At 35.6% G+C, this 26,653-nt stretch carries 20 protein-coding genes; 12 read left to right on the top strand and 8 right to left on the bottom strand.

Annotated elements, in window-relative coordinates:
- Positions 1 to 95: 95 nt before the first annotated feature.
- From prfB to DX009_RS00835, 4 genes are all read right to left on the bottom strand, one after another.
- On the bottom strand, positions 96 to 1,214 hold the full coding sequence (gene prfB, locus DX009_RS00850; RefSeq protein WP_006043891.1) for a peptide chain release factor 2: 1,119 nt from the start codon (positions 1,212 to 1,214) through the stop codon (positions 96 to 98).
- A 30-nt stretch (positions 1,215 to 1,244) separates the two neighbouring features.
- Positions 1,245 to 3,053 (bottom strand): AMP-dependent synthetase/ligase, encoded by a 1,809-nt coding sequence (locus DX009_RS00845; RefSeq protein WP_115082693.1) that lies wholly within the window; start codon positions 3,051 to 3,053, stop codon positions 1,245 to 1,247.
- Between the two features lie 227 nt (positions 3,054 to 3,280).
- Positions 3,281 to 5,404: a TonB-dependent receptor gene (locus DX009_RS00840; protein WP_245944552.1), complete on the bottom strand. Its 2,124-nt coding sequence runs from the start codon at positions 5,402 to 5,404 to the stop codon at positions 3,281 to 3,283.
- Between the two features lie 391 nt (positions 5,405 to 5,795).
- A complete protein-coding gene (locus tag DX009_RS00835; protein ID WP_115082691.1) occupies positions 5,796 to 6,530 on the bottom strand; it encodes a winged helix-turn-helix domain-containing protein in 735 nt (244 codons plus the stop codon).
- A 556-nt stretch (positions 6,531 to 7,086) separates the two neighbouring features.
- Between DX009_RS00835 and DX009_RS00830 the strand changes: the two genes are divergently transcribed.
- The 3 genes from DX009_RS00830 to DX009_RS00820 all read left to right on the top strand — a co-directional run bounded on the left by DX009_RS00830 (position 7,087) and on the right by DX009_RS00820 (position 10,029).
- Positions 7,087 to 7,455, top strand: coding sequence for a BlaI/MecI/CopY family transcriptional regulator (locus DX009_RS00830; protein ID WP_115082690.1), 369 nt, complete (start codon positions 7,087 to 7,089; stop codon positions 7,453 to 7,455).
- 81 nt (positions 7,456 to 7,536) lie between these two features.
- On the top strand, positions 7,537 to 8,973 hold the full coding sequence (locus DX009_RS00825) for a M56 family metallopeptidase (RefSeq protein ID WP_115082689.1): 1,437 nt from the start codon (positions 7,537 to 7,539) through the stop codon (positions 8,971 to 8,973).
- Positions 8,974 to 9,087: 114 nt separating this feature from the next.
- Entirely contained in the window at positions 9,088 to 10,029 is a 942-nt protein-coding gene (locus DX009_RS00820) for a tetratricopeptide repeat protein (protein WP_115082688.1), read from the top strand.
- A 243-nt stretch (positions 10,030 to 10,272) separates the two neighbouring features.
- Here the strand turns inward: DX009_RS00820 and DX009_RS00815 are convergent, their stop codons facing one another.
- On the bottom strand, positions 10,273 to 12,858 hold the full coding sequence (locus tag DX009_RS00815; RefSeq protein ID WP_115082687.1) for a leucine-rich repeat protein: 2,586 nt from the start codon (positions 12,856 to 12,858) through the stop codon (positions 10,273 to 10,275).
- A 253-nt stretch (positions 12,859 to 13,111) separates the two neighbouring features.
- Here DX009_RS00815 and DX009_RS00810 point away from each other — a divergent pair, with 253 nt between their 5' ends.
- A complete protein-coding gene (locus tag DX009_RS00810) occupies positions 13,112 to 17,614 on the top strand; it encodes a choice-of-anchor J domain-containing protein (RefSeq protein WP_115082686.1) in 4,503 nt (1,500 codons plus the stop codon).
- A gap of 121 nt (positions 17,615 to 17,735) precedes the next feature.
- Here the strand turns inward: DX009_RS00810 and DX009_RS00805 are convergent, their stop codons facing one another.
- The 3 genes from DX009_RS00805 to DX009_RS00795 all read right to left on the bottom strand — a co-directional run bounded on the left by DX009_RS00805 (position 17,736) and on the right by DX009_RS00795 (position 21,067).
- Positions 17,736 to 18,290, bottom strand: coding sequence for a DUF3332 domain-containing protein (locus DX009_RS00805; RefSeq protein ID WP_040595340.1), 555 nt, complete (start codon positions 18,288 to 18,290; stop codon positions 17,736 to 17,738).
- Positions 18,291 to 18,351: 61 nt separating this feature from the next.
- Complete coding sequence (locus DX009_RS00800) at positions 18,352 to 18,888, bottom strand: LOG family protein (protein ID WP_115082685.1); 537 nt, start codon at positions 18,886 to 18,888, stop codon at positions 18,352 to 18,354.
- 472 nt (positions 18,889 to 19,360) lie between these two features.
- Positions 19,361 to 21,067 carry an RluA family pseudouridine synthase gene (locus DX009_RS00795; RefSeq protein ID WP_115082684.1) on the bottom strand — a complete coding sequence of 569 codons (1,707 nt, stop codon included), beginning with the start codon at positions 21,065 to 21,067 and terminating at the stop codon, positions 19,361 to 19,363.
- A gap of 710 nt (positions 21,068 to 21,777) precedes the next feature.
- On the opposite strand from DX009_RS00795, the gene DX009_RS00790 reads away from it, so the two are divergent.
- From DX009_RS00790 to DX009_RS00755, 8 genes are all read left to right on the top strand, one after another.
- A complete protein-coding gene (locus DX009_RS00790) occupies positions 21,778 to 22,197 on the top strand; it encodes a hypothetical protein (protein ID WP_115082683.1) in 420 nt (139 codons plus the stop codon).
- Between the two features lie 67 nt (positions 22,198 to 22,264).
- The gene (locus DX009_RS00785) at positions 22,265 to 23,134 is read left to right on the top strand and encodes a tetratricopeptide repeat protein (RefSeq protein ID WP_025001248.1); all 870 of its coding nucleotides are present in this window, start codon (positions 22,265 to 22,267) and stop codon (positions 23,132 to 23,134) included.
- 39 nt (positions 23,135 to 23,173) lie between these two features.
- Complete coding sequence (locus tag DX009_RS00780; RefSeq protein WP_115082682.1) at positions 23,174 to 23,605, top strand: SMI1/KNR4 family protein; 432 nt, start codon at positions 23,174 to 23,176, stop codon at positions 23,603 to 23,605.
- A 23-nt stretch (positions 23,606 to 23,628) separates the two neighbouring features.
- On the top strand, positions 23,629 to 24,057 hold the full coding sequence (locus DX009_RS00775; protein WP_115082681.1) for a heat-shock protein: 429 nt from the start codon (positions 23,629 to 23,631) through the stop codon (positions 24,055 to 24,057).
- 10 nt (positions 24,058 to 24,067) lie between these two features.
- Positions 24,068 to 24,661, top strand: coding sequence for a hypothetical protein (locus DX009_RS00770; protein WP_115082680.1), 594 nt, complete (start codon positions 24,068 to 24,070; stop codon positions 24,659 to 24,661).
- 124 nt (positions 24,662 to 24,785) lie between these two features.
- On the top strand, positions 24,786 to 25,355 hold the full coding sequence (locus DX009_RS00765) for an SMI1/KNR4 family protein (protein WP_115082679.1): 570 nt from the start codon (positions 24,786 to 24,788) through the stop codon (positions 25,353 to 25,355).
- Positions 25,356 to 25,358: 3 nt separating this feature from the next.
- Positions 25,359 to 25,967 (top strand): SMI1/KNR4 family protein, encoded by a 609-nt coding sequence (locus DX009_RS00760; RefSeq protein ID WP_115082678.1) that lies wholly within the window; start codon positions 25,359 to 25,361, stop codon positions 25,965 to 25,967.
- A gap of 11 nt (positions 25,968 to 25,978) precedes the next feature.
- Positions 25,979 to 26,572 (top strand): SMI1/KNR4 family protein, encoded by a 594-nt coding sequence (locus tag DX009_RS00755; RefSeq protein WP_115082677.1) that lies wholly within the window; start codon positions 25,979 to 25,981, stop codon positions 26,570 to 26,572.
- Positions 26,573 to 26,653: the final 81 nt, after the last annotated feature.

The raw sequence follows: 26,653 nt of genomic DNA, 5'->3' as shown, positions 1-26,653 counted from the left end.
AGAAAAGCCTTTATAACTTTTCACTGGTTACTATATATAATAAGGTGAGAATTTCTCTTTCTATTCACCTTTTTCTATTTTTACACTCCTAAAAGTTATTTTTCTTCTTCTGGAAATTCCATCAAGTAGGCTTTTATAAAGCCATCAATATTTCCATTCATCACCCCATCTACATCAGAAGTTTGATAGTTTGTGCGGTGGTCTTTCACACGACGGTCATCGAAAACATAGCTTCTTATCTGACTTCCCCACTCTATTTTCTTCTTCGATGCCTCTACTTTAGCTTGTGCTTCCATACGTTTTTTCATTGCACGGTCGTACAATTGCGATTTCAAAAGCTGCATTGCTTTTGCTCTATTCTTGGGTTGGTCGCGTGTTTCGGTGTTTTCAATAAGTATTTCTTCCTGCTCCCCTGTATCAGGATCCTCATATTGATAACGCAAACGTACGCCCGATTCAACCTTATTTACGTTCTGTCCACCAGCACCGCCCGACCTAAAAGTATCCCAACTTACACGTGCTGGGTCTACATATACCTCAATAGAGTCGTCAATAAGAGGCGAAACAAACACACTGGCAAAGCTTGTCATACGTTTTCCTTGTGCATTAAATGGGCTAACACGCACCAAACGATGCACCCCATTTTCGCTTTTTAAAAAGCCATAGGCATATTCTCCTCCTTCGAATTTCATAGTTACGCTCTTAATACCAGCCTCATCGCCATCTTGAATATCTGAAATGGTAACTTTATAGCCGTGTGCTTCTCCGTAACGCATATACATTCGCATCAGCATAGATGCCCAATCTTGGCTTTCTGTTCCACCCGCACCAGAGTTAATCTTCATAACACACTCCATAGGATCCTCCTCTTGACGGAGCATATTCATTAGTTCGAGATTTTCTATATCGGATATTACCTTTGCATAATCCTTATCTACTTCTTCTTCGGTAACGAGTTCGTCTTTATAAAAGTCGAATGCGAGCTGCAATTCTTCGGCTTCCGATTTAATATTTTCATATCCTTTCAGCCATTTTTCAATGCCTTTTACCTTTTTCATTTGCTCTCGTGCTCGGTCAGCATCGTCCCAAAAGTCAGGTGCTTGGGTACGAAGTTGCTCTTCTTCGAACTCAATTTTCTTTTTATCTATTCCTAAATAGTGATGTAAAGCATCTACACGTGCCACCACATCTTTTAGTTGTTCTGCTGTAATCACTTTCGTTTTATGTTTTTAGATGGTGTTTTCTTATTCTTCGTACATACGTTCTATAACGTCCTTATAGTTCTTATAAACTATTGGGCGACGCAGTTTTAATGTATTTGTTAGCTCTCCATTCTCTGCTGAAAAATGGTGTGGTAATAGTGTAAAGCGTTTTATTTGTTCGTATGGAGCAAGCAATTGCAACAACGTAGCTATACGTTCTTTCATCATTTTGTTTACTTGTAGATTGCTACAAAGTGCTTCTCGACTATCATAATCTATATTAAAGTCTTTCGCCCACTCCTCTAAAACTCTAAATTCGGGTACTATAAGCGCTGAAACATATTTGCGTTGGTCGGCAATAATAGCTACTTGATCGATAAACTTATCTACTAAGAGCAACCCTTCTATCATTTGTGGTGCAATATATTTGCCGTTCGACGTTTTAAAAAGGTCTTTTATGCGCTCTTTCAGATACAGTTCTCCGTCTTTAAGATAACCAGAATCGCCTGTACGGAAGTAGCCATCGGCAGTAAAAGCTGTTTCGTTTATGTGCTCACGATGGTAATATCCAGGGGTAATAGTAGGACCTTTCAGCAATATTTCATCGTTTTCGCCTATTTTTATCTGTAGTCCTTCTATTGGTCTTCCCACTGAACCCACTGTAAAAGCCTTTCCTCGATGGTCGCAACTAACTGTAGCCACACTCTCTGTAAGGCCATAACCCACCAACATATCAAGACCTATGCTATGTACAAATGTTTCAACTTCGGGCGAAACGTATGCACCTGCTGTTGGAAAGAAATTTGGATTGGTTAAACCTAACTGTTTACGAACCAATGCAAGAACTGTTTTATTTAAGAGTTTATACTCTAACTGTAGACTTAAAGGAGGACGTTTGCCTCGTCCAAGATACATTACGTTGTGTTTGCGCCCTACTTCTAATGCGTGTTCAAATACTTTTCGCTGTACAGCACTTGCATTTTCTATTTTTTCTTTCACTGCTATATAAACCTTTTCCCAGAAGCGTGGCACCGAAGCCATACAAGTTGGGTGGGTTTCTCGCATACTTTCTTGAATTTCTTTTGGATATGTGTTCACTATCAATTCACCACCGTTGCCTAATACTAAATAAGCAAAGGCTCTTTCAAAGACATGTGCAAAGGGTAAAAAGTCAATTGATCTATCTTTATCTGTAACAGGTACACATTTACTATTAGCAATCATTGCTGCATTATACATACCGTGTGTAAGTATAACGCCTTTACTCTCGCCTGTTGTACCACTAGTATATAAAATGTTACAGATATCGTTATCGTTTGCCTCTGCCCATCGTTTTTCTACTTCTGATTGGCGTGGAAATCCTTCGCCAAGTTTTAAAAAATCTTCAAAAAAGATTGCATGCGGATCGTGAGAACTTATGCGTACACTTGGGTCGAAAATAATAATACGTTCTAATGTTGGGCAAAGTGGAAGTATACGATGTGCTTTATCGTATTGTTCTTGCTCGCCAACAAAAACAAAACGAACGCTCGCATCTTGTATCATATACTGTATTTGCTGTTCAGAACTTGATGCATAGAATGGAATTGTGGTTACACGAACACCATAAGCACCAAAATCTGTATAAAGATACTGTATACAATTCTGTGCGAATACGGCAATTTTCTCTTGTGATTTCAGTCCTAAGTTTATTAAAGCATTAGAAACTTGCTTTACGCGCATAGAAAATTGATTCCACGATACCGTTTTCCATTCTAAACTTCCAAAATTTCTAAAAGTTATAACGGGCTTTGTTCCATATTTTTTTGCTTGCTCGTGTATAAGCACAGCGTAGTGATATTTTGCCAGCATAGTTCTTATTTCTTTTTACGAATACGATTTTTCGTATGCCTTATACATAATGCAAAAATAGTAAATTTAAGTCATATAAGGAAATTATTTTAAGGTTATTATTATTTTATACACACCTCTATTAGGTGAAAACAGAACAATAAAACCGAAGAAAAGTGTAACTATTGCTTTAACAAGATAGATATTATTAAGAAAAGCAACATTAAATATGCTGCTTTTCTATTTGTTTACATTATTCCCGTATCGGTATCTTTGTGCTGATTATGTTCTTTCTTATTCTGTTTTCTATGTCCAAACTCTAAATTCCACGACAAATTGAAGGTTAAAAAATTGCCCATATCACGGTTACGCTGCACTATATTTTTCGTTACATAGCAATTTAATATGTGCGAATGTAAGTCCTTGTGGTGTTGAGTAAATGGATTATTAATGTAAAGCGATAGCTGTAAATTGCCCAACCGATAGCTACTGCCTACATAAATATTACTTCCGTTGTGCGCAAGTGTTTCGCCTTCGTTGAATTTCCACCCATTATCGGCATACGCTGTAAGTGTCCAACGCCCTAAATATGCCTGTATACTGGCTTGAAAATTGAATGTTGTTAAACTATGTTTATAGTCGTCGCCTTCGTTAATGAAGCGATAGAGTGCTCCAACCAATGTTGTTTCGAGCACATCGGGTATGATTTTAATGTTGAAAGCATCTGAAATACTGAACATTTCTATGCGTTTCTGGTTGGCTTGCATATAATAAAACTCATTGTTGGCATTACGAACGTATTTAGACATATTGGGATTGGTATTCAATCGCCAAAAGAAATCAACCAAATTATAGAAACGTGGGCGCACATAACTTATATTTACTATTTGCTGAACAACCTTATTTGGCTCTATATTAGGATTTCCAACACGCCATTCGCAACTGTTCTCTCTGATTTTAGTATTACTAATCATTGCCATACGAGATATATGTTCGAAGATTTCAAAACTATATCGCACCGATAATGCTTGCGTAACAGAATAGTTTAAGCTAAGTTTAGGCCGAAAAAGCCAATAGTTATACTTATCGGTGGCTTGTTTGTAGCCTGCATTTGTGGCTCCAATGCCAAAAACATAACCCAATTTTTGCCAATTTCCTTTTATTTCCGAGAACATATATAAGGTAGAATAATTCATCTTATTAAACGATTTTACATCGCCAATATACTCGTTTCGTATATATTTCAACATACTATTTATACCTGCCGATATGGTAAAAGGGCGCAATTGGTGTTCGTAAATAAGCTCAGAATATAACGAACGCATTTGTCCATTTACATTATATATATAAGGTGAAACTTCTTTTAGATAGTTGTTAGCCTTTGTTCCAATTGTTGTACCCACTATATTGGCTGTAATGTTGTTACTTTTACCCAACTTTCTATAGTAGTAAAGGTCGAGAACTGGCGAAAAACTACGTTCAGAATTGCGACTTTCCGAGAGGAAATTACCTTCGGGTGTAAACATTTGATATATTTTATCGTTGTTAAGACTATGATTAAAGTCGTTCGATAAACTTGCTTGAAACACGTAAGACAATGCTGAATCGGCAAGATTATACTTTAATTGAAGCCCATTTCTAACCGTACGATTACGGCTCGATAAGTCGTTTCGCTCAATATAATAAGATGTATTGTTGCTTAATTGATAGTTAGCCTCTTCTTTAGTTCTGCTTCCTTTGAAGTCTTGATAATTAAAAGAATAGGAAAACGAAAGTTCCGAATTGCCTCTATTTAATTTTACAAATGCTGTGTTATCGCTACTTTTTGTTGTTAAAGCATTGTTTAAGTCTATGCCAATTGCCCCTCCTTGTTTGCTTTTTGCGGTACGAATGTTTAGCACATAGCCCACATTTTCGCCATAACGAACACCAGGATTGTCTATAAATTCAATGTTTTTCACCAGTTTTGGATTCATATTTATCAATTCTGTCTTTGTTGCTATCACGCCATTAATACGAATTTGCACATCGCCATTATTATTTAATGCTGTTATTGTATGCATTGTTTCGTTTATTCTGATACGTGGCAAACTGAGTTTTGCCAACAAACTGTATCCGTTTGTAGAACTATTGCGTTGCGTTTTCGATGGAAAAATAAGTTGTCCATCGGGTTTTTGTATCACTCTTGTTGCTTCTATTGTTACGCCTGATAGTTTTACGGGCTTTTCGTTCTTATTTGTTTGCACTGTGTCGCTAACTTCTTTCTGTGTAAAATTGTGCTGCAAACACACTGCATTAAACGAAAAAGCGTGAGCACATAAAACATATTGTCCAGCCATAACAATTAAAAATAAAGTAAAAAATCGTTTCATTGTCATTCAATAAATTTAGTTTCGCTCCTTAGCTTCATATTGTAGCATTGCAACGATAGGTTATAGTTTATTAGACAAAGTTAGCTTGAACAACAAAAAATAGGGTAAAATATGGCTGACAAGTGTCTGACATCTTACTGAAACGTAACCAACATAGCCTATTTTGCTATTTTAGAAGAATAAATACTTAACAACGAAACCTTATTTTATAGACACGAAAAAGATTATAAATTTGTAAACGCCTTATTAAAACAATAATATTCTTTAATGGGCTATCTATGCAACATTCTGCAAAGTGCCCATATTCAATACAAAATAGATGTTCGTGCTATACAAAAAATATATACATCAGTTTCTTATGCTATATTTTTGCAAAATTGTAGCATTCTTCTTATTGTTTTTCTAAACGATAATCGCCACCTCGTTCGGTAACAATATTCAAGCCAGCATATTTTTTTAGCACTGGTTTTATACGTCTAATAAGTGTATAAAGCGTTTCGGTTGCATCGGGTTTCTTTGGCCAAAGTGCATCGCAAATGGTTTGTTTAGACAATTTATAGTCGGCAGAAGCAACAAAAAGCTGCATAAGTTGTTGTTGCATAGGAGTAAAAGGAACAGGCATTTGCTTTATATTGTAGAACATTTGCCTATTGTTTGAATAGATTAAACTATTTAAAACAAGTGTGCCTAAACTATGTTTGCGCAACCAATAAACCGAACTGGCAAGCCAAACGAGGGATAAAAACAAGAGAAAAGCAGCAGAACGCTGGTTAGAAAGTCCGTAAATGGTGAAAAGAGAACAAGTTGCATACGACTGGAGAATAATGTTTCTGCTGTTGTTTCGTACCCATTTCATAGGCTTACTGCATAGTGTTTTTGGTGTATTGTTAAGTGCATAAGTTACAAACGACTCGTTTCGGAGCACATCTATCTTTAAATTTTTGCGATAGTTTATAATAGTATCGGGCGTTATCCAGGCTTCTTGCTGTTCAGAAAGCGTTAATGCTAATGCGCGATTCATATCGTTTACAATCATTTTCTTTGTATGGTTGTAACTATTTATACTTGTAAATACCGACGACAATACTAATGTAAGGAACACAATAACAGCTGTATATGGTTTCATAAGCTCAATTTAATGTTTACAAAAGCAAAGATACTAAATATTTTTAATATCATAGTTTGGCAATTATATTATTTTTTTTGAAGAGTAGTAGCCTTTTGGTAGGTATATATATTAGCCATATAAAAACACATAACAGAAGGAGGAAATTATTAATAAGAAAATAAAATTTTTTAATTACAGTTTTTTATTTTCTTATTAATATTTGCATAGGTTTTAATTACAAAATTTTAGAAGTATATTACACACTCTTTAAACAAACTGTGTTTAGGCTTGGACTGTTTTTGCTTTATTGTTGTATTAGCATTTTGGCATCTTTTTATTTACGTTTATTATAAGGTGCATAACAATTGAAACGTGAAAGAATAAAAAAAACTATTTATGTGGAATGTGCTAAATGTAGAGCCGTTTTATTTTGCAGAACATATCTATTATTTTTTCGTATTAAACTATTAATCAATATAAAATATTAATCCATTAACATTTTTTAGCGTGTTAAGATTGTTGTTATTACGAATTAATCGTAAATTTGCAGCAACCTATAGAATAAAATTTGGATATGGAAAAGCTAACAAAACAAGAAGAAGAGGTTATGTTGCAAGTATGGCGACTTAACAATTGTACAATAAAAGATATTTTGCAGCAATTAGAAGAGCCTAAACCACCCTACACTACTATTGCTTCGGTAATGAACAATTTGAAACGCAAAGGATATTTAGTGGCAAAACAACATGGTTTGGTATATCATTTCACACCAAAAATAGCTCAAACAGATTATAAAGCAGACTTTATGAGCAATTTTGTAGGCAACTATTTTAAAAATTCGTTTCGCGAAATGGTATCGTTTTTCGCAAAAAAAGATAAGATTTCGCCAGAGGACTTGAGAGATATTATTAGCGAAATTGAAAAAGGAAAAGATACTGAATAAAACAGAAATGGTGCAAAAATAGTTTTTTAGAAGTATTTTAAAACATAGTTAGAAAAACGTTGAACTTAAAATATAACGAATATGACGATGTATTTTCTAAAACTAAACATTGCCTTAATAGTGCTCTTTGGTTTTTATAAACTTATGTTTTCTGGCGATACATTTTTCTCGCTACGTAGGGCAACACTTATAGGAATATACATTGTTGCAATGTTGGTGCCAGAGCTAAATTGCTTGGAATGGATAAACAAAAATGTGGAAATAACATCAATAGCAAACCAATATGCAACCTTTATTTTGCCAACCGTTACCATAACACCAAATAAGATAAATGCAACGAACTGGGAAACTATAGCATTAACCATATATAATATGGTGGTTTGTGTGTTATTGGTGCGTTTCTTTTGTCAGTTAATTTCCATTATAAAACTTAGAAACAAATGTAAAACAGCCAATATAAATGGAGTAAAAGTATATTTGTTAGAAAACAACGAAGGTCCATTTTCGTTTTTCAACTGGATTTTTATCAGTCCATCAAAACACAATACACAGCAAACACACGAGATAATAAAACACGAATTAACGCATTGCAAACAATGGCACTCCGTAGATATTCTATTTACAGAACTGTTTTCTACCATTTTTTGGATAAATCCGTTTGTTTGGTTGCTTAAACGCGAAGTAAGATTAAACCTTGAATATCTTGCCGACAACAATGTTTTAACCAGTGGAGCAAACAAAAAAGAATACCAATACCATTTGCTTGTATTGACATACCAAAAGAATGTAGCTACTATTTCAAATAATTTTAATGTTTTACCCCTTAAAAAGCGTATAGAAATGATGAACAAAGAAAGAACAAAACAAATTGCAAAAGCAAAGTATGCACTTTATATTCCGTTGATAGCAACTCTATTAATAGTGAGCAACATAGAAACAGTTGCACGTAATATAGCCAATGTTGCAAAAACAATAGGAAATAAGAATGTTGAACAAAAAAAGATAGCAAATTTAGCATCGGGCAAAAAAGTAACAAAAAGGCAAAAGAACCAAAAACGTGTGCAACATACAGGACAAACAGCTTGTACGAATAAAAAAACAGAAACACAAACAAACAACAACAGGGAAGAAATGGTTGCTAAAAAAGTAGAGAATACGGCAGAAATTGCAACAAACAACCCTACACAACAACAAACAAAAAGAACACCAAAGAAAATTTATGATGCCGTAGACAATATGCCTACATTTAATGGAAACATTAATCAGTGGTTAGCACTGAATTTAAATTACCCAATAGAAGCTGTAGAAAAGAAACAACAAGGAAAGGTTATTCTGGAATTTGTTGTATCTGAATATGGTGAAATTTTAGAACCAAAAGTTATTCGTTCGGTTTCGCCAATACTCGACAAAGAGGCAATTCGTACAATATTGGCAATGCCTAAATGGAATCCGGGTAAACTTAATGGAAAACCAGTTGCTGTGCGCTATATGCTACCAATTACATTTAAACTAAACTAAAAGTAAATAGTGTATAGTAAGAAAAAATAGTTTTCGTGAGGCTGCATTTGTTTAAAAGCCTCACGAAAATAAATAGACAATTTTTTTAGTTCATTGTTTCATAAAATTGTTTATATGCAAAAGCAAATTCTACTTTTTGCCGTCGTTTGTTGCATTTGTCTACATACAATGGCACAAAACTGCCAACAGCTTATTGAAAAAGGCGATAGCTGTATGAAGGCATACAACTATTTTTGTGCCATTTCGCACTATAAACAAGCACAAATGTTAGGCGACAATAATACAATACGTATGAAACTTGCCTCGTGTTACTATCTCCGTACGGCATATAAACAATGTGCAGATATGCTGAAAACAATTCCAGAAGACAGTCTTACTCACGATGCAATGCGCGAAATGTACTATGCACAGGGAGCAATGCAACAAACAACTCTACAAACTTATTGGGGAATGACACTTATAGATAAGTTTCCAATGGACGGACATATAGTTGCCGACCTTATGAAATTATTTGTAAACCAAGAAGAAAGTAACCCTAATATGGCAGTTTTATACGGCGAACGCTATTATAAAATAGACTCAAACAATGTGGAAGTAAACCGTGCGTTGGGCGAAGCTTATTTCTTAAATCGCAAATACGAGCAATGTATCGCTATATATAATAAGGTGTTATCGGCAGGCGACACCACTTATAACGCACTTTATTATACAGCAGGAGCATACGAATATTTGGAAAAACTAGATTCGGCAGCCCTTTATTTTGCAAAAGCAGTGGAACGAAACCCGAAAATAGCAGTTGGAAACTACCGTTTGGGAGTTGTAGAAAACCAATTAGAACGCTACGATGCAGCCATAGAACATTTAAAAACAGCCGCAACACTATACGAACCTAACAAAACAATTATGTTCGTGATATATAAAAATATGGGCGATGCCAAAAACAAGCTGAAACAATTTAAAGAAGCTTACCTTTATTGGGGCTACGCTCTGGCATATACCGACGATAAAGAACTAAAAGAAAAACGTTTGGAACTGAAAAAGCAACTCAACCTCTAAGTTTCAGTATCTTGCCACAACACAATTTTTTTTATTTTCTAATATATCATCTTCCCGCTGAAACTAAAATACCCACCATAACAAAGTTCGTTTCCTGTTATGCTGTAATATACTGTATTGAAATAGAATACAATGTGCAGAAAAATATGATACATATTTTACGACAGAAAGTATTATGCTTACAAAAAAAGGTGGAACAACATAGCGTTATTCCACCGTAAAAAATAATAATAGATACTTATGTTAATGAACAAATTTTGTTGAAGTCCCATTAAAAGTTACAATGTAAACACCGTGAGGAATACTGCTAAGATCTATTGATGTAGGATTATCGAATGAATTAATCTCTGTACCTTGTGCATTATAAAATCTGACTCGTCCACAATTACCGGAAAACAGTATCTTTCCGTTGATAATATTAAAAGTTTTTATACTGTTATCAGCATTAATATACTGCATTCCTGTGGGGTCATTAATGCCATCGTAAGGTAAACCAGGATATCCTTCTGTGCCACCAACATAATCTATCACGTTCCATTGCTTTTCTTTTGCAATTGCTACAGCCGATTTTGTACAGACATTGCCCTCTATTCCTTTCGTATCAACAATAATTATTTCTGCAATATCGCTTTCGTTTCGCTGTGGAAGTCCCTCCATAAGCAATTTACAAGCATTAGCAGAAAGCTCATTTGAATAGCATACTACGGTTAAAATCATTTGGTTTTGCGACAAATCTAACGTTTTCAACTTATTGTTGTCTATCCATATATATTCTAATTTTCCGAGAGTCTTCACATTAATATCGGTCAAAAGATTGTGGTGAAGCGAAAGTGTGTTTACATTCTTTAGATTCGACAAGTCAAGTTCTGCTATTTCGTTGTTGTAAGCACATAGCAATTCCAGTTCAGGTAAGTCAAGTTTCATTGTTTTCAGTTTGTTATCGTTGATATAAAGTTTCTTCAGTGTAGACGAATTGAGTGAGAACGAAGCAAAGTTGTTCTTTGCCAGTTGCAATTCTTGTATATTATTATTATTTGTGAGATTAAGTTCGGAGAGTTTATTCTCATTTGCAAATAAATTTTGTAAATACAGATTGTTTGTTACGTTCAACTTCTCAATTTCTGTTCCATTAAGCGAAAGCGTTTCAAGATATTTCTGTGCACTCACATCAATGCTACCAATCTTGTTCTTATTTACTGAAAGAAAATTCAGAAGAAGGTTCTTGCTGATATCAATTTTTGTAAGTTCGTTTTCATCACAATCTACGAAAACAAGCTTTCCGCACTGCGTAATATCCAATTCCTTCAGTCCACAGTAACTGCAATTTAAAGTGTCGAGTTCTTTGTTATTAGACAAATCCAACTTCTCTAGCTTACCATTCTTACAACTTAGTACCTTCAACATAGGACAATGGCTTACATCAAGTGCTTCTACATTAAAGTTATCAATACTCATTTCCGTAATTCTGCCTTCTATTCTTACATCTTTCTTCATTACCTGATAGTAATCAAATTTCTCGCCCATTACTTCTTTTGTTTCCAAGAATTTAATTCCATCGAACATTATATTTTCTCCAACAATACGAGAAACAACTTCGCTACCAATTTTCTGACTAGTCGTAAAAGTTACATAAGGCATCGCTGTAGATTCTTCTATATGTTTGAATGAAGACCAGGGTGTAGATATCCTGTAAACGTCCAATTTTCCATGAGGAACAAACAGCTTACACTGATCAAAGTCTACATTATAAAATACCATCGAACCACAATAAGGTGGTTCAGTAGCAAGAACGTGAACTTCGGACAGTCCTGTACAATTCATAAACACACCAAAACCAATTTGTTCAAGTTTTTCTGGCAAAGTAATAGTAGATAACTTCTTTATGTGTGCAAATGCCGAACTTGCAATTTCGGTAAGCGATTTCGGCAAGATTACTTTCGTAAGCCCATAAACCTCATAGAACGAATATTTATCAATCTTTTTCACCGTTTCGGGCACGACATACTCACCGCATCTGCCCTTCGGATACTTTAAAAGTGTCTCTATATTTTTATCGAAAAGTACACCATCTACAGATGCAAATGTCTTATTATTCTTATGAACTTCAAATGCTTTCATAGCATTACAGATGTAGAAAGGCACCGAATTACTGCTGCCGATATCATTCAGCGATGCAGGAATAACAAGTTTTTCTAGCTTTTCTGTATTCGAGAAAGCCTCGCCCAAGAGTTTTACCGTACCTTCAGGAATGTTATACGTACCCGTTTTTCCATCTGGACATTTTATCAAAGTAGTCATATCCTTATCAAAAAGCACTCCTTCTGCTGTCTTAAAGTTCTTGTTTTCGGGCTTTGCAATAATTTCTTTAAGATTGTCGCATAGCAAGAAAGCGTTCTTTTCAATAGATGTAACGCTATTGGGAATGGTTATCTTACGCAATTGGTCGCATTTGCAAAACATATTAACTGAAAGGGTATTATCCTTTGTTCCGTATTCCAAATCTTCATTGACATAATAATAAGCATCTCCACCTGCCACAATGTTCGCTCCAGAAAGGTCAAGTACCTGCAATTTCCCATCGGTTTTTCCGCCCGCAATGGTACTTCCGCCCATCGCACGAATAAAGAGAATGTCCGTACCATTTAGATTTCCTGTCAGCGTAAGTTCTGTAAGGGAAAGCATTTCCTCCTCAGTTAGCTTATCTTTCAATGTTCCTGCTTCTTCTACGTGCACAATTTTCTGTGCAAAAGCTATCGATGCCGATAGCAACATACATACTAATGTGATGAAACCTCTAAAGCTTTCGTTGGTAAATAGTTTCTTTCTCATAACAAAAAGAATTAGTGAATAAATGATTTAAGTACGATTACGCAGTGCAAAAATAACGTTAATTTAGTTAATTTACAAACTTTATTATACTTTTATTTAAAAATAATAGTATTTTTGTACGGAATAAATTATATTTCCTTTTCCAAGCAGCAGGAAGATGGAGAAATTATTATTTATCTATTCCTATTGATCTTGCTTCGTAGGTATTTTAGATATAACTAAACAATCACGCTGCATATAGGAGATTTATATAATGAAAAAAGCATTCTTTTCGTTGGCTTGTATGTTCCTATTAATAGGAAACATAGCCTTTGCACAAAAACAATTAGAAAATCCTTGTATGTCTTCACAACGCTTCGTATCACAACAAAAAAATTGTATAGACGAACGAGAAAATGAAACATCTACTATGTTCATAAAAGAAAATTCTTTTAAAAGTCCCCATTCAGAATTAATAGATGTACCATTACAGGGCAAAAAATTAACTTCGTCAATACAATTATCATCTTTATCTGCTATTAAACAACCAGTATTAAAAACAAATAGTGGAGCAGAAATTTGGGTTAATGTTACCTATGCTCCTGGTATGTCGGCAGCAACAGACCGAAGTATTTCAAGCTTTAGCACCACAACTCCAAAGAATTTAACTCCTCTTATAAAAGGTAATTTTATGTTCTATAATGGTATTGGCTTAGTAGATGGGAAATTATATGCTGGTTACAATGCTGTGTCAAAAGATAAAAAATACACACCTACTCTATATACTATAGATACAAACACTTGGAAATTGATAGGAGCAGAAGTACTTAATGACTATTCATTAATGAGCTTTGAAACCGCAATGGCAACAGACGGAACTATATATGGAGAATTCTATTCTGTAGACGGAAAAAGTAAAGAGATTGGCATCATAGATTACCCAAATAAAACTCGTTCAACACTTTTTAAAACAAACAAATACTATATTGCAATGGGTATTACAAAAGCTGGTATGCTATATGGTATTGCTACTGATGGATTTCTTTATAGAATTGATAAAGAAGCTGGTACAGAAACATTAATTGGACCAACTGGAATAACGCTTTCGGATAGTTCTGGTGCATTCTTTTTTCAAACAGGTGAAATAGATCAGACAGATGATACATTCTATTGGTTAGGAACAGACCAAAAAAAACAGAGCACTTCGCTATATACAGTAGACCTTAATACAGGTGCAGCAACCGAAATATACAAATTTGGGCAATATACTTTTTCAGGAATGATTATTCAACAACCTAAAGCTCTTGGTGGAGCACCAGCAAAAGTAACAGATCTTTCACTTATGTTTATTGATGGTGATACAACAGGCTCTGTTGTTTTTACAGCACCTACATTGAGTTATGATGGTCAGATATTGAATAGTAACTTATCGTATAAAATACTTGTAGATGGTAAAGAGACTGCTACAGGTACAACTTCTCCAGGAAAAAATGAGACTGTTCCTGTTACGGTATCAACAGATATGCATACTTTCGAAGTAGTTACTTCTAATGAAATTGGTAGTTCGCCAACTACAAAATTAAGTAAATGGATAGGATATGATGAACCACAGACAGCTTCCAACATTGTAATGGAATTGGACAAACAAAGTGGTAATGCTTATGTTTATTGGGAAGCTCCAGTAAAAGGAATACATAATGGGTTTATAGGAAGCATTTATTATGATATCTATCGCATAGGGAATGGAGAAAGAAAATTGATATCTGAAAACTATAATGATACATATATAGAAGACCAAATAACGCTTGGTGATTATACAAACTATAAATATGGTATCGTTGCCAAAAATGGAGAGCAACATAGCAAGATGGCTTTTTCAAATTCTGAAAAATTAGGTTCGTCTTTTAATGTACCTTATTTAGAAGATTTTGAGTCGGCTGATAACTTCTCTATATGGACAGTTGTTGATGTTAATAATGATAGAGTAGAATCAGAATTTGGTACGCGTGCAGCATGGATTTATGATAATAGAACCAAATCTGCCTCTTATACATTCGGTCCAAAACTTGCTGATGATTGGTTAATATCTCCTCCTATAAAACTAAAAGCGGGGAAAACTTATACCATTGGTCTAAGTGCCAAAGGACGCTCAGGGCAAAGCAAAGTATATCCTGAACGCTTCGAAATGAAAATGGGAAAAGGAACGAATGTTGAAAATATGACGATTAACGTATTACCAGAAACAAATATTAATTCTGCGACTTATCAAAAATATGAGAATAATCAGATAAAGGTAGACACAGATGGAGACTATCATTTAGGCATACATGCCATTAGTACAACAGAGGGTTGGACTCTTTACGTTGATTCTATTATAGTTGAACAAATACCTATTGCAGAAGCACCAGATTCTGTTGGTAACCTTAAAGTAATAGCAGACTCTACAGGACAACTGAGAACAAATATATTCTTTAATGCTCCTATAAAAACTGTTGGAGGAACAATACTAACAAAGCCTATTACAAAAATTGAATTACGGCGTGATAATAAAATTATTAATACTTTTAATAACGTCCTACCAAATACAATTATAGAATATGAGGATACTAAAGTTAGTCTTGGTAGTCATACGTATACAGTATTACCTTTTATTGAAGGAGAACAAGGACGTAAACAAGAAGCTGTAGTTTATGTTGGAGTAGATATACCTGAACATGTAAAGAATATCAAAGTAGCAGACAAGGATAGTTCTGTTAAGATTACATGGGATAAAGTTGGAAATACTGGGGTTATAGGTGGACTTGTTATTGCTGATAACGTTGATTACGAAGTTTGGAATACTGCATCTTACAATGGAACAATGTTACTTGGAGAGAAATTATCAACTATTCATAATGGAACTTCGGCAGATCTTCCATTTAATACTAATGAAGGAAAACAAGGTATTGCATATTGGGCAGTAAGAGCCGTTAATATTGCTGGAGCAGGCGAAGCTCGAATGAGTGGACTTCTTATAGGAAAGGCTTATAGCTTACCTTTTAAAGAAAGTGTAACCAAAGGTCAACTGAATAATTATTGGAATTTTAATAGTACAGGTGGAGGTGTCAAAATGCAAATATCTGCAGAAGCATCAGATGGGGATAATTATGCTTTTACAATAGATTCTCCATCTTCAGACGAATATGGTGAATTATATTCGGGCAAAATATCTTTAGCAGGAGCAGAGAAACCAACACTTACACTCGATGTAAAAGGAACAGATAGTCAGAATACTATTGGTATTTATGTTGTAAAGCCAGATGGTACAGAGACATTAGCTGATGTAATTAGTCCCAAGACTGGATATACAACGTACAAAATAGACTTAACTCAGTACAAAACAGAACGATATATCCGACTAGGGTTATTTGAGACATTTAATTCACCAGGAAATATAACTTTCGATAATATTAATATAGTAGATATGAACAGTTACGATCTTAAGGTTTCAGACTTTTATGTGCCTGAGACTGTACACACCGGAGATTCTGCAATTATTAGATTATCTGTTAAAAACTATGGTTTACAGACGGCAAAATCCTATGCAGTTCGGATAACTATGGACAATAAGGAACTTATGAATACAATTGTTGAACAACCTTTACCTTCTATGCATGAACAAGCTTTCGAAACTTCTATACCAACTACAATATTTGATGAAGCTGGCAGCCGGGCTATAAAAGCAGAGATTATTTACACTTTAGACGAAATACCAGAAAACAATATAGCAGAGCGTATACTTAATGTGCTAATATCACAAGCAGTAGCTCCTGAAAATCTTCTAGCAGAACAAACAGAGAAAGGAATTAAACTTACTTGGAATGCTCCACATGAGACAACACGTCCAATAACTGAGGATTTTGAGGACGAAAATATATTTGTTCCTTTCTCTCTTGGAGGTGTAACAGAAACCACACATGAAGGTTCTTTTGGGGATTGGAAGATTATAGATGGTGATGGGCAGGTAACAGATGCATGGGGAGCAGTAACATATAAGAATTCTGCTAAACCACACGCATGGCAGGTTATTAATCCAGAAACTGTTTTTGGTGCTAACATTTATGATAAAGACAAAGCTCATTCCGGCAATCAATATCTAATATCATTCTGTCCTGTAAAAGGTGCTGCTAATGATTGGCTCATATCACCAGAACTTCCTGGAGTTGAACAAACTATTACGTTCTATGTGAAATGCCTCTCGTTAATGTATGGAGACGAAACTTATGAGGTTCTCTATTCTACAACTGATAGAAATATAGAAAGCTTTATAAAAGTTGAAAATACCGAGAATCCCAATATGGACTGGACACAACGGTTCTTTACATTGCCTAATAAAACAAAATACTTTGCAATACACCACACTGCAACAGATGCATTTGGACTCTTGCTCGATGATATAAACTATTCAGTAAAGGGAGATAAGGTTAAGAAATATAACATATATCTTGATAAGAAACTAATAGCAACCGTTGAGGGAGAAAACACGACTTATATTGTAAATCGACCTTTAACAGATGAAGACCACCTATTTAGTGTAACTGCGATATATGGAGATAATATAGAATCTGCTCCTGTTTCGATTAGAACAGCTGTATCTATTATTGATTCTCCCCACGTTTCCAATCAGAACTTTACTATATATACCGTTAGTGGCAAATTGGTACGTAAAAACTCAAACTCTATTAAAGGATTAAGAGGTGTGTATATAATAGATGGAAAGAAAATAATGATAAGATAAGAAAAATAATAGGTCTTTGTTAGTACTCCTTCTCTATAAACTAGAAAAACTAACAAAGACCTTATATATTCAGAATAAGCCTATATGTGTTATTTAATAACAATTATAGGCGTATTTTGTTTTATCGCACTGCCATAAAGTAGCTGGTGCCTGCCACTGCTTGGCGAAGTTCGTATAAGCCTGCGGCATTTGGAGTAACGTCCATAGTCATTCCGTTGTTTAAGAATGCCTTTATTGTTCCGTTTTCGTTGAAATGTATGAGCTTATTTTCCTTGCCATTCTCATTCATATACCAGTTGTTCTCTGCCTTGTTGTAGGTTAAGTAGAACACTGTTCCGTTCGGACGGGTAATCTCGTAACCATTTTTAAGATATTTCACGGCATACATTAAGCCATCGTCGCCCTTAATATTCTTGGTTTTACCAATATTCTTAGCCATCGGATTATCGCCTGTCCAGAACTCAATAGCATTAAGAACAAGAGCATCAACTGTACCTGCGATTGCATAAGCTGGGGAGATAACAATAAAGATAAGTTCGTTTAAGAACTTAGAATCGGTAGCACGCTTGTTCCATTTAGCCAATTTGTTGAACATTGTAAACGAACCTACACAAGAGGTTGCCAACATTGTGCCTGCCATAAGGCATATAGCCACTTTCAATCCTTTTCTTTTCATAATCAATTAATTTTATTGTTGTTTATATATTAATGTGTTGTACTATTGTGTTACAATTATTTTATCCCTGCATTATCTTCTTTGTTAGCTCATCAAAGTTATTGGCTACATCTATATAACGATGGTAATCGCCACGTATAAAGCCTTGTTCTTGCAAATTGTCTAACACCATAATAAGCTTATTCCAGAAGCCTTTTACGTTATATAATATCACTTTTTTATCGTGATAGCCTATAGAACACGATGCTGCAACCGTAAATATTTCGTCGATGGTGCCTATTCCGCCAGGCAAAGCCACTGTTATATCACTTTGCATCATTAGTAAATCTTTGCGGTCTGATAGGTTTTCGCAAGGAAACTCTATGTCTATATAGTTGCTCTTCTTACCTCCTTTTTCAATAATTCTAGGAACTACGCCTATAGTAGTGCCTCCTGCTTCGTGAACAGACTTGCCTATACATTCCATTAAACCAATGTTACAGCCTCCATATACTACGGCATAATTGTTTTCACCTATCCATTTTCCTAATTCTTTTGTACACTCAAAGAAATCTGAATCTATGTTATTATTAGCCGAACAGAATACTCCTATTTTCATTTTTATATTGTTTTAATTTTCACTGAATGCAATAGTTCTATACAAAAGTACACTATTCAGATAGTATTAAGCTATATTGGTAAAATACTTTTGTTTTTTTTAGAAGATATTGAGTATTTGTTAATGATTATGAACTGTATATATTGTTCGTCATCAAATAGTTTTCTGGTTCTTATTTACCTATGTAGAATGCTTTTCTCTTACTCGTATTAATGTTTCTATATATAGCTGTAGAACATCGTTTTATACCTATTTATTGGATATAAAAAGGTTCTTTTGCAGTGTGTAATTTGCCTATTCGTGGGCATTCTCTTATTGCTTAACTTAAAGTAGCTTGATAGTTTAGCTTAAAGTCTGCTTCTTGTTTAAGTTAAAGTAGCTTGATGGTTTAACTTAAAGCACATTTGTTGTTTAACTTAAAGTCTAAACTGCTCTATCATACTTAGGAATAGACATCAAAAAAAGTAAGTCATTATGTTGTTAGTTTGCTCTCAAAACTAAGTGGTTTGCCCGTTGTTGGGTGTGTAAATGCAAGATATTCGGCATGCAGATATAGCCTATCGGCGCGTTTTCCATACAGTGTATCGCCAAGAATGGGGCACGCCAACCCTTCAGAATGTGCACAATGAACCCGCAATTGGTGCGTGCGTCCCGTTTCAGGACGTAATTCTACCTTTACCGCCTCGCTGTAATAACTATCGTGTAAAGGTGTTTTTCCTACTATTTTATAATGTGTTATAGCTGTCTTTCCTTTGTTTCTATCTACCATTTGGCGTGGTCGGTCAAGCTCATCTGCACACAGTGGCAACGAAATAGTGCCTTCACTGGGCAACCCTACCCTATTTAATACGGTGGCGTCCAACAAGGCTATATAGCGTTTTCTCACCATTTTTGCTTTAAATTGCGCCTGCAAATGCTTATGCGCTTCCTTATTTCTTGCCACAACAAGCAGTCCGCTGGTTGCCATATCCAACCTATGCACTATAATTGGTGTATCGTTGTCGTTCCATCGCTGGCGCAATATTGTTTCAACCGACTGTTTTTTACTTCGTCCAGGTACGGTTAGCATACCGCTTGGTTTGACTATGACAGCCAAATCTCGGTCTTCGTAAACGATGTCAATACTTTGTTTGCTTTCTGCTTCCAATGCATTGGCAGCTACATTCATACCTTTTAGCATCCAAGTTAGCAAGGGTTTGCACTTTCCATTGCATGCAGGATAGAACTGTCCGTGCTGTCTTATCTCGGTTTTAGGGGGCTCTCCCCACCAGAACATCGCCATTTCTACTGGTCGCATACCATGAACAAAGGCATATTGAAGCAACTTTGGTTCACAACATTCACCCGTTCCTGATGGCGGAAACAGCGTTATCTGCTCTCCCATAGCTGCATAATGCGTAGCAAGAACCGACTTCGGACTATGCAATAAATAGTAATTACGGAAGATAGACAGTAAATCGCTGCGCTCACCCTGTGCATTCAAGAAAGTGAATTGCGAGAAAAGCCAACGCTGAAGCTGGTCCGACTTGCGCTTGCGAGTACTTTTCAGTTCTGCTATTTTTCTATTATACGCCTCCACTTCAGCCTCTGCTGCTTGCAACAACGCTGCATATCGCTTCTTTGTGCGGTGCAACTCTGCCTTCATATACTGACTTTCGCGTATCATCTCCCTTTGTTCGTCTTCCGAAACAATGGCTTTTTCCTTCCTCCGCTCGTCGCGTAAACGCTTTGCAATAACCATTTTTTGTTGTGCTTCTGCAACTACCTGCTGTGCTTCTACCTTGAGATTAGCAATTTTTTTTATTGCTTTTTCGTAATCGTCCGACTGCTTTAAAACTTCAATTTCGTGGTTTAAAGCAGTTATTTCGGCTTCTTGTATTTTGAAATACCCATTAGGTTGCAAGTAATCGAACACAAGTGGAACAAAACTATCGTCGCTAATGCCTTCTAACTGACCTGAGTAGGCTTGCAGATAGCCTAACTTTCCCCCGTATTCTACTATTAGTACACCAAACATTTTGCCTTCTTTCAGCTCTGGAAGCGACTGTTGCAGCAACGCAACTGCAAGGCGTGCAAGTGGAGAAGGCTCATAATAGAAAGGATTAGGAAAGACTTTCGCCTTGCCCATCGCTACCTTTTCATTGCCAGTTGGCAACCTATGAAAACACTTATCGTCCATTTCCGCAACACTTAATTAGCTTCTATTCCATATTAATGCTATGAAAATAGAAGTTGCAAATATACGGCTTTTCACGCGAAAACTATGTGCTACTTTTGTAAATATAAATTTAATGGAAAACAATAAGTACGTTTTTGCATTGCAAAAACCATACTTTTGAAGTGCAAAAACCATATTTTTGCATCGCAAAAATGGGGTTTTTACAATGCAAAATACACCCTTTTGTAACACATTAACATAGAGCACGTTACAGATTTAAATAGTTTTGAAATATATTTACATTAAGAACAGCATTGCCAAACAATAAAGTTGCAACAGCATACATATAGCTACGAACAAATATTGTGGCATATTAGGCAAATTCATAGTGGCTATATTTACAACTAAGTTAGTTATTTTAAAGGTGCAACAAACAAATATCTCCGTTATAATCTGGCAACATATAGCTCTTTTTTATTTTGTTTACACAATACTTAAACTACACTAATCTGTTATTTTTAGTTGTCCGTTTACAAGATATTCATTACATTTGTACCCACTAACTATGCCCTATTACAGTGCAAAGAGAATGAGAAGCAGTTACAAACAGCTTTTATCTATTGTGCAAATAATAGACAAAGTCTAACAAGTTCAGGCGCTTTGGCATACTTATTTATCAAAAGCGTTACACATTATATGTAATATAACAGAACTAAAACAGCGATAGGACAATGAAAGTATGTGATTTACAGTTCGATGAAGACTTGGAAACAAGTGTCTTTATTGATGCTTTAAAGAAGAAAGTGCGCATCGTTTTGTCTGACGATTTAGAGGCATCAGAGCAAGAACTCACCGAAGAATACAAAGAAAAGATAGTGCAATTTCTTGAAGAAATCAGTATTTGGTACAACAAAACTATCGATGCTGTTAAGCAATATGCTGATAATAAATATAGCATTAAGGATATTTCCGACTCTGATATAGAGTTGATGGCTATCTTTATACGATTCGAACAGGATGAGCCTGCACTATTTGGATTAAGCTACAGAACCAAATTCGATGTAGAACATGGCTGTGGAATAAAGTTGAAAGGCAACAACCAACAGTTTGAAATCGTCGAAATAGGTTGTGCAGATGTTGCCTTTTGCTAATTAAAAGCCATCGTACAATCACATTATAAACAACTTATTACAGAATATAACTAACGAAATTGAATTTATGGCAGTATTAGAACAAGAACTATTTGACAAGGTAATTGAATACGGCAAGGAAGCTATTACAAAATATAACGACGGAAAATACGACGACGCTTTTGCATTAGCAGAGCAAGGTTGGGCACAATTTCCAACACCAGTAGAGGGTTGGAACCAAGCATATAACTATGCAAAGTCGTTCTTTGGAAAGGCTTTAGGGCATCAAAACTTCGACGAAGCCAAGAAATGGCTAAATAGATTGATAGACAATAACAACAATTTGCACCTGTCAGACGAAGAGGTTCGGTTTTTAATGGGCCAGTATTGCTATGAGAAAAAAGATAAAAAACAAGCCTTTAAGCATTGGGATATTCTGGTGAAAGAGACAGGATTAAGATACTTTACAAATGCTAAGCCGGAGTATTTGGAGTTTTATAAGAACTATAAAGATACAGAAGATGATACGGAAGAACTATCTTCTGAACTTAACGAAACTATCAATAAGTTGTTAGACGAAGGCGATGAGTTAGTGGAAAGAGGTAAATATAAAGAAGCCATAGCCTACTACGAAGAGGCTATGAACCGTCTGCCTGAGCCTAAAGAAGAGTGGGGTTTGTTCGACACAATAGCTGTATGTATTGGCGATTCGTATTACGAAATGGGCGAATACATAGTTGCCGACAGGTTCTATTCTATGTCCTTAACACGTGGTAGTGGTATAGAGAACCCATACGTTTGGTATGTTAAAGGGCGCAACCTTATTAAATTAGGCAACAAAGAGGAGGGTGTCGATGCACTGATGCGTGCCTATATGTTAGACGGAAATAAGGTTTTCAATACCGACAAAGGTGAATTTCTATCGTACATTGAGCCATATATCGGAGCAGAAAACTAACGTAAAACCAATAAACAATATATTTTTTGTAAATGTAATATGGACTTTCAAGTATTATCTAAAGCAAAAGCAGACATTCATTCCATAGAACAAGAACTCTCTGTAAGTATTCCTGCCGACTACAAAGCGTTTCTTATTGAACACAATGGTATTTGTACGGAGAACACAATTGTAAGGATTGAGGCTATCGAAGAGGAAACTTTACTCAACGTTTTGTTTGGTAGCGACCCTCAATTAAACCGAGCTTTGACGCTCGAATACTGGAATACAGAGTATAAAGACGATATTCCAGAGGGTGCATTGCTTATTGGCGACTTCCAAGATGGCGGCTTCTTGCTCTTGATTCCTGATGGAGACTACAAGGGTGTGTACTACTACGACCATGCCTATACGTTCGAATCGTCAGACGATGATGGTAACACGTACTTGCTTGCCGACACTTTCGAAGCATTCATAAATAGTCTAAAATAAGCCAATAGAATCATTCGTACACTATGGAAGCCTTCAAACTGGTAAACTTTAAGCACGAACACAACACCAATATGCCTATTGTTAGAAGCATAGAAGGTATCGAATGCGAAGCAGTGTGCCGTTCCTTGTTTCATCGTTGGCACGTGAATACACCCGAAGAGTTCTTTGAAAAGGAAGAACAAGAACTTGTTTTGTTGGACGACATAAACGCCGAAGACGAGGATTTCGACTGGAACAAGGTATTCAATAGTATCGGAATACCTGTCCCGAACGAGGTTTTCATCAACTTTGAACGCTTCAACAGCATTGATGTTTTCCTATTCAAAGACTTCTGTAAATACTTCGGCGATATATGGTATCCTGCTGCTGACGACATAGAAGTATTTGATGCATCGTTTAACTGGATAGTTTCTGTAAAGCATTATGGGGCAGTACACTATGCAAAAATATAGAAAATAGAAAATGACAGTACCAAAGGAAACAACCAAAATACAGGAGAAGAGGAAGGAATTTAGCTTCTATGCATCGCCTTTAAGTATAATACATATATTAGGATTACTTGTTTTTAGTTATCTAATAGACTATATTATTAATTCGTTTCTTGGCACTTCTCATCGCTATTTTCGCTATGAAAGTGCTATCCCATATATTATTTGTGGTTTAATAATAGTGTGTTTGCTTCGCAAAAAACGGGTTGAGATTGTTGATAACCATACTATTAATTTCTATACAAGAGGTAAACTGAAATACACAAACACCATAGACAACTTATTATATATAAGGTGTGCAGGGCAAGGAAAGATAACTTCGTCTATCGTTTTTGTATTTAGCGATAAACGAATAAGGCTTTGTATGCCCTTAGTTATGTTCTCTCAATACTTCAAATTATACGAGTTAGAAAAACTATCTGGCTATTTAAGAACCCAATTTAAGCTTAAACAAAGGGAGCATCGTACCATATTTGGTGTTTCTAAATACGTGTTTACCTATTGGAATCCAGAGAAAGACGAGAATTATAAGATATATTCGGAAAGCAAAGGTAGGCACGTTTGCTGATAAATCCAATGCTAACGAAACTGTAAAAGAGAGTAATAACAAACTTTAAAACCTTTGATTATGGCACTTATAAAGAGCAGTACACAATGGTAAAATATAGAAAAAAATAAATCAAAGATATCAGATGAAACTATTAACAATGCAGGAAATCATGCTTTTCATTATAGAAGAGACATGCGATGTAGACCCTGAAATCACAGAAGATATTATTTTAAAGGAGGCTGTTATATCTCATTCGGAAATCGAAAAGCTAAAAAACAAGCTACGTATCGATACGTTAGACGAGGTATTCGCAGAGTTAATACTTAGCTACAACTGGGGAAATTTCTGTTTTTTGAGCTACCAATTCGGGGTAAACGATGAGGAAACGCTGAATTGGATAGTACAAAGAAACTTGGAATATGCCGATTATGACATTCTGCATCAGTACGATTTGATGATTATTGCTAATGGAGATCCATCTACAATCTTGTTGGAATGTGCAACAGGAAAGGTCTATGCAATCGATAGCGAGACCGATTATGAAGACCGAATACTAATAGCTGATAACTTCGAAATGCTTGTACGGGCGATGGGTACAGGGCAATACGCAGTGTGGAATGGCAAAGAAAGCGAGTTCATAAGCATGATACGAGAGTCTGTAAACGCCAAAGGAGTTGAGTTTTGGCGGGGTTTTGTTAGTTATTACGAATAGAATATGAATGTAATACATGTATTAGAGCCTTTAGCTTCAAATGCTATGGCAGAGAAAATAAACGAGTTAGAACATACAATAGGTACTGTTTTGCCTTCTCATTTCAAGGATTTGTTGATGCAAAATAATGTTTGCAAGCCTCATAAAAACCATTATAAGGATAAGGAAACAGAGTTTACCATTAACTATTTTCTTGGATTTTCGGAAAATAAAAACGATGATATTATCGCAATATACAACAACTATGAGGGCAGAATACCAGAGGAATTGATACCCATTGCAAGTGTTGATGGGGGCGATTGGCTATGTATTAACAAGATTACAGGTAAGGTTTACTATTGGTTTCACGAAGAAAACGATTGGGGATTAGAGGGAAATAACAAATACCCAACACTAGTTTCGGAAAACCTTAACGACTTTATTAAAAAGCTAACCCCTACCCCTTTGCCAACAAAAGAGGAGATTAAGCGAGCAATTGCAAGCGGTAAAGTAACCATTACCCCTAAGTCTGTTGAGTTGAAAAACGCTATGCGAGCAAAGGAAGGCCTACCTCCTCTCACCTTTGAAGAGTGGGATAGACTGCTAAACGACCCTAATAGAGAAATAGACTAAGCTTTTTAAAGATGGATATACAAGGTATTAAACAACTTATTTCTTTCTCTAAGGAGAGGGAATTAAACCAGAGTTATGATGTAACTTCGTTCTTAGAAGAAGTAAAAAGAACGTTGGGCGCAATTCCAGACAATACTGTTTTGCAGTTTATTACTACCTATGGGTTCTCCTATTTCAATGAAGAAATGGTGGTATCTCCGTTGGAAAAGCAGGCGAATAGCGACGAATTACTTTATGTTAGTGGCATTTTGGGCTTTGGAAATACTCAGAGAAGTGTTGAGAAAAGCATCAAAATGTATTATTGTAAGGAGCAAATAAGCATGAAATTCTTTCCCTTATGCGAGGGCGCCAGTGGCGATTTGATTGTTTATTCCTTAGAAGAAAGCAGCTTAGGCAATATCTATTACTGGTCGCACGATGCTCCAATAGACGACGATTTGGTGCTGGTTGCAAAATCATTAAACGACTTTATCAGTAGAATTGAGCCTAAAAAAGAAGACAAAGAAGACAAAAGGGAAGTCGTAAGTGTTACCTATTCGCCCCGATTATTGAAGCTAATAAACGAGAAAAGAATAAAAGACGGACTGCCACCTTTGGAACAATAGCACGCAAAAAACTATCAACGAAATAAAATAAAAACCTATATAGGATACGCATACAATAGCTTTCAAGAATACTTATAAAGA

The organism is Prevotella pallens (assembly GCF_900454935.1).
Taxonomy (GTDB): domain Bacteria; phylum Bacteroidota; class Bacteroidia; order Bacteroidales; family Bacteroidaceae; genus Prevotella; species Prevotella pallens.
Note: the sequence above shows the minus strand (reverse complement) of the source record. Positions and strands in the feature narration are given on the sequence as shown.

What these genes read in the sequence shown, in the direction of transcription:
- DX009_RS00845 (WP_115082693.1), bottom strand. Translation starts at nt 3,053, where the DNA reads ATGCTGGCAAAATATCACTACGCTGTGCTTATACACGAGCAAGCAAAA.
- DX009_RS00840 (WP_245944552.1), bottom strand. Translation starts at nt 5,404, where the DNA reads ATGAAACGATTTTTTACTTTATTTTTAATTGTTATGGCTGGACAATAT.
- DX009_RS00835 (WP_115082691.1), bottom strand. Translation starts at nt 6,530, where the DNA reads ATGAAACCATATACAGCTGTTATTGTGTTCCTTACATTAGTATTGTCG.
- DX009_RS00830 (WP_115082690.1), top strand. Translation starts at nt 7,087, where the DNA reads ATGGAAAAGCTAACAAAACAAGAAGAAGAGGTTATGTTGCAAGTATGG.
- DX009_RS00825 (WP_115082689.1), top strand. Translation starts at nt 7,537, where the DNA reads ATGACGATGTATTTTCTAAAACTAAACATTGCCTTAATAGTGCTCTTT.
- DX009_RS00820 (WP_115082688.1), top strand. Translation starts at nt 9,088, where the DNA reads ATGCAAAAGCAAATTCTACTTTTTGCCGTCGTTTGTTGCATTTGTCTA.
- DX009_RS00815 (WP_115082687.1), bottom strand. Translation starts at nt 12,858, where the DNA reads ATGAGAAAGAAACTATTTACCAACGAAAGCTTTAGAGGTTTCATCACA.
- DX009_RS00810 (WP_115082686.1), top strand. Translation starts at nt 13,112, where the DNA reads ATGAAAAAAGCATTCTTTTCGTTGGCTTGTATGTTCCTATTAATAGGA.
- DX009_RS00805 (WP_040595340.1), bottom strand. Translation starts at nt 18,290, where the DNA reads ATGAAAAGAAAAGGATTGAAAGTGGCTATATGCCTTATGGCAGGCACA.
- DX009_RS00800 (WP_115082685.1), bottom strand. Translation starts at nt 18,888, where the DNA reads ATGAAAATAGGAGTATTCTGTTCGGCTAATAATAACATAGATTCAGAT.
- DX009_RS00795 (WP_115082684.1), bottom strand. Translation starts at nt 21,067, where the DNA reads ATGGACGATAAGTGTTTTCATAGGTTGCCAACTGGCAATGAAAAGGTA.
- DX009_RS00790 (WP_115082683.1), top strand. Translation starts at nt 21,778, where the DNA reads ATGAAAGTATGTGATTTACAGTTCGATGAAGACTTGGAAACAAGTGTC.
- DX009_RS00785 (WP_025001248.1), top strand. Translation starts at nt 22,265, where the DNA reads ATGGCAGTATTAGAACAAGAACTATTTGACAAGGTAATTGAATACGGC.
- DX009_RS00780 (WP_115082682.1), top strand. Translation starts at nt 23,174, where the DNA reads ATGGACTTTCAAGTATTATCTAAAGCAAAAGCAGACATTCATTCCATA.
- DX009_RS00775 (WP_115082681.1), top strand. Translation starts at nt 23,629, where the DNA reads ATGGAAGCCTTCAAACTGGTAAACTTTAAGCACGAACACAACACCAAT.
- DX009_RS00770 (WP_115082680.1), top strand. Translation starts at nt 24,068, where the DNA reads ATGACAGTACCAAAGGAAACAACCAAAATACAGGAGAAGAGGAAGGAA.
- DX009_RS00765 (WP_115082679.1), top strand. Translation starts at nt 24,786, where the DNA reads ATGAAACTATTAACAATGCAGGAAATCATGCTTTTCATTATAGAAGAG.
- DX009_RS00760 (WP_115082678.1), top strand. Translation starts at nt 25,359, where the DNA reads ATGAATGTAATACATGTATTAGAGCCTTTAGCTTCAAATGCTATGGCA.
- DX009_RS00755 (WP_115082677.1), top strand. Translation starts at nt 25,979, where the DNA reads ATGGATATACAAGGTATTAAACAACTTATTTCTTTCTCTAAGGAGAGG.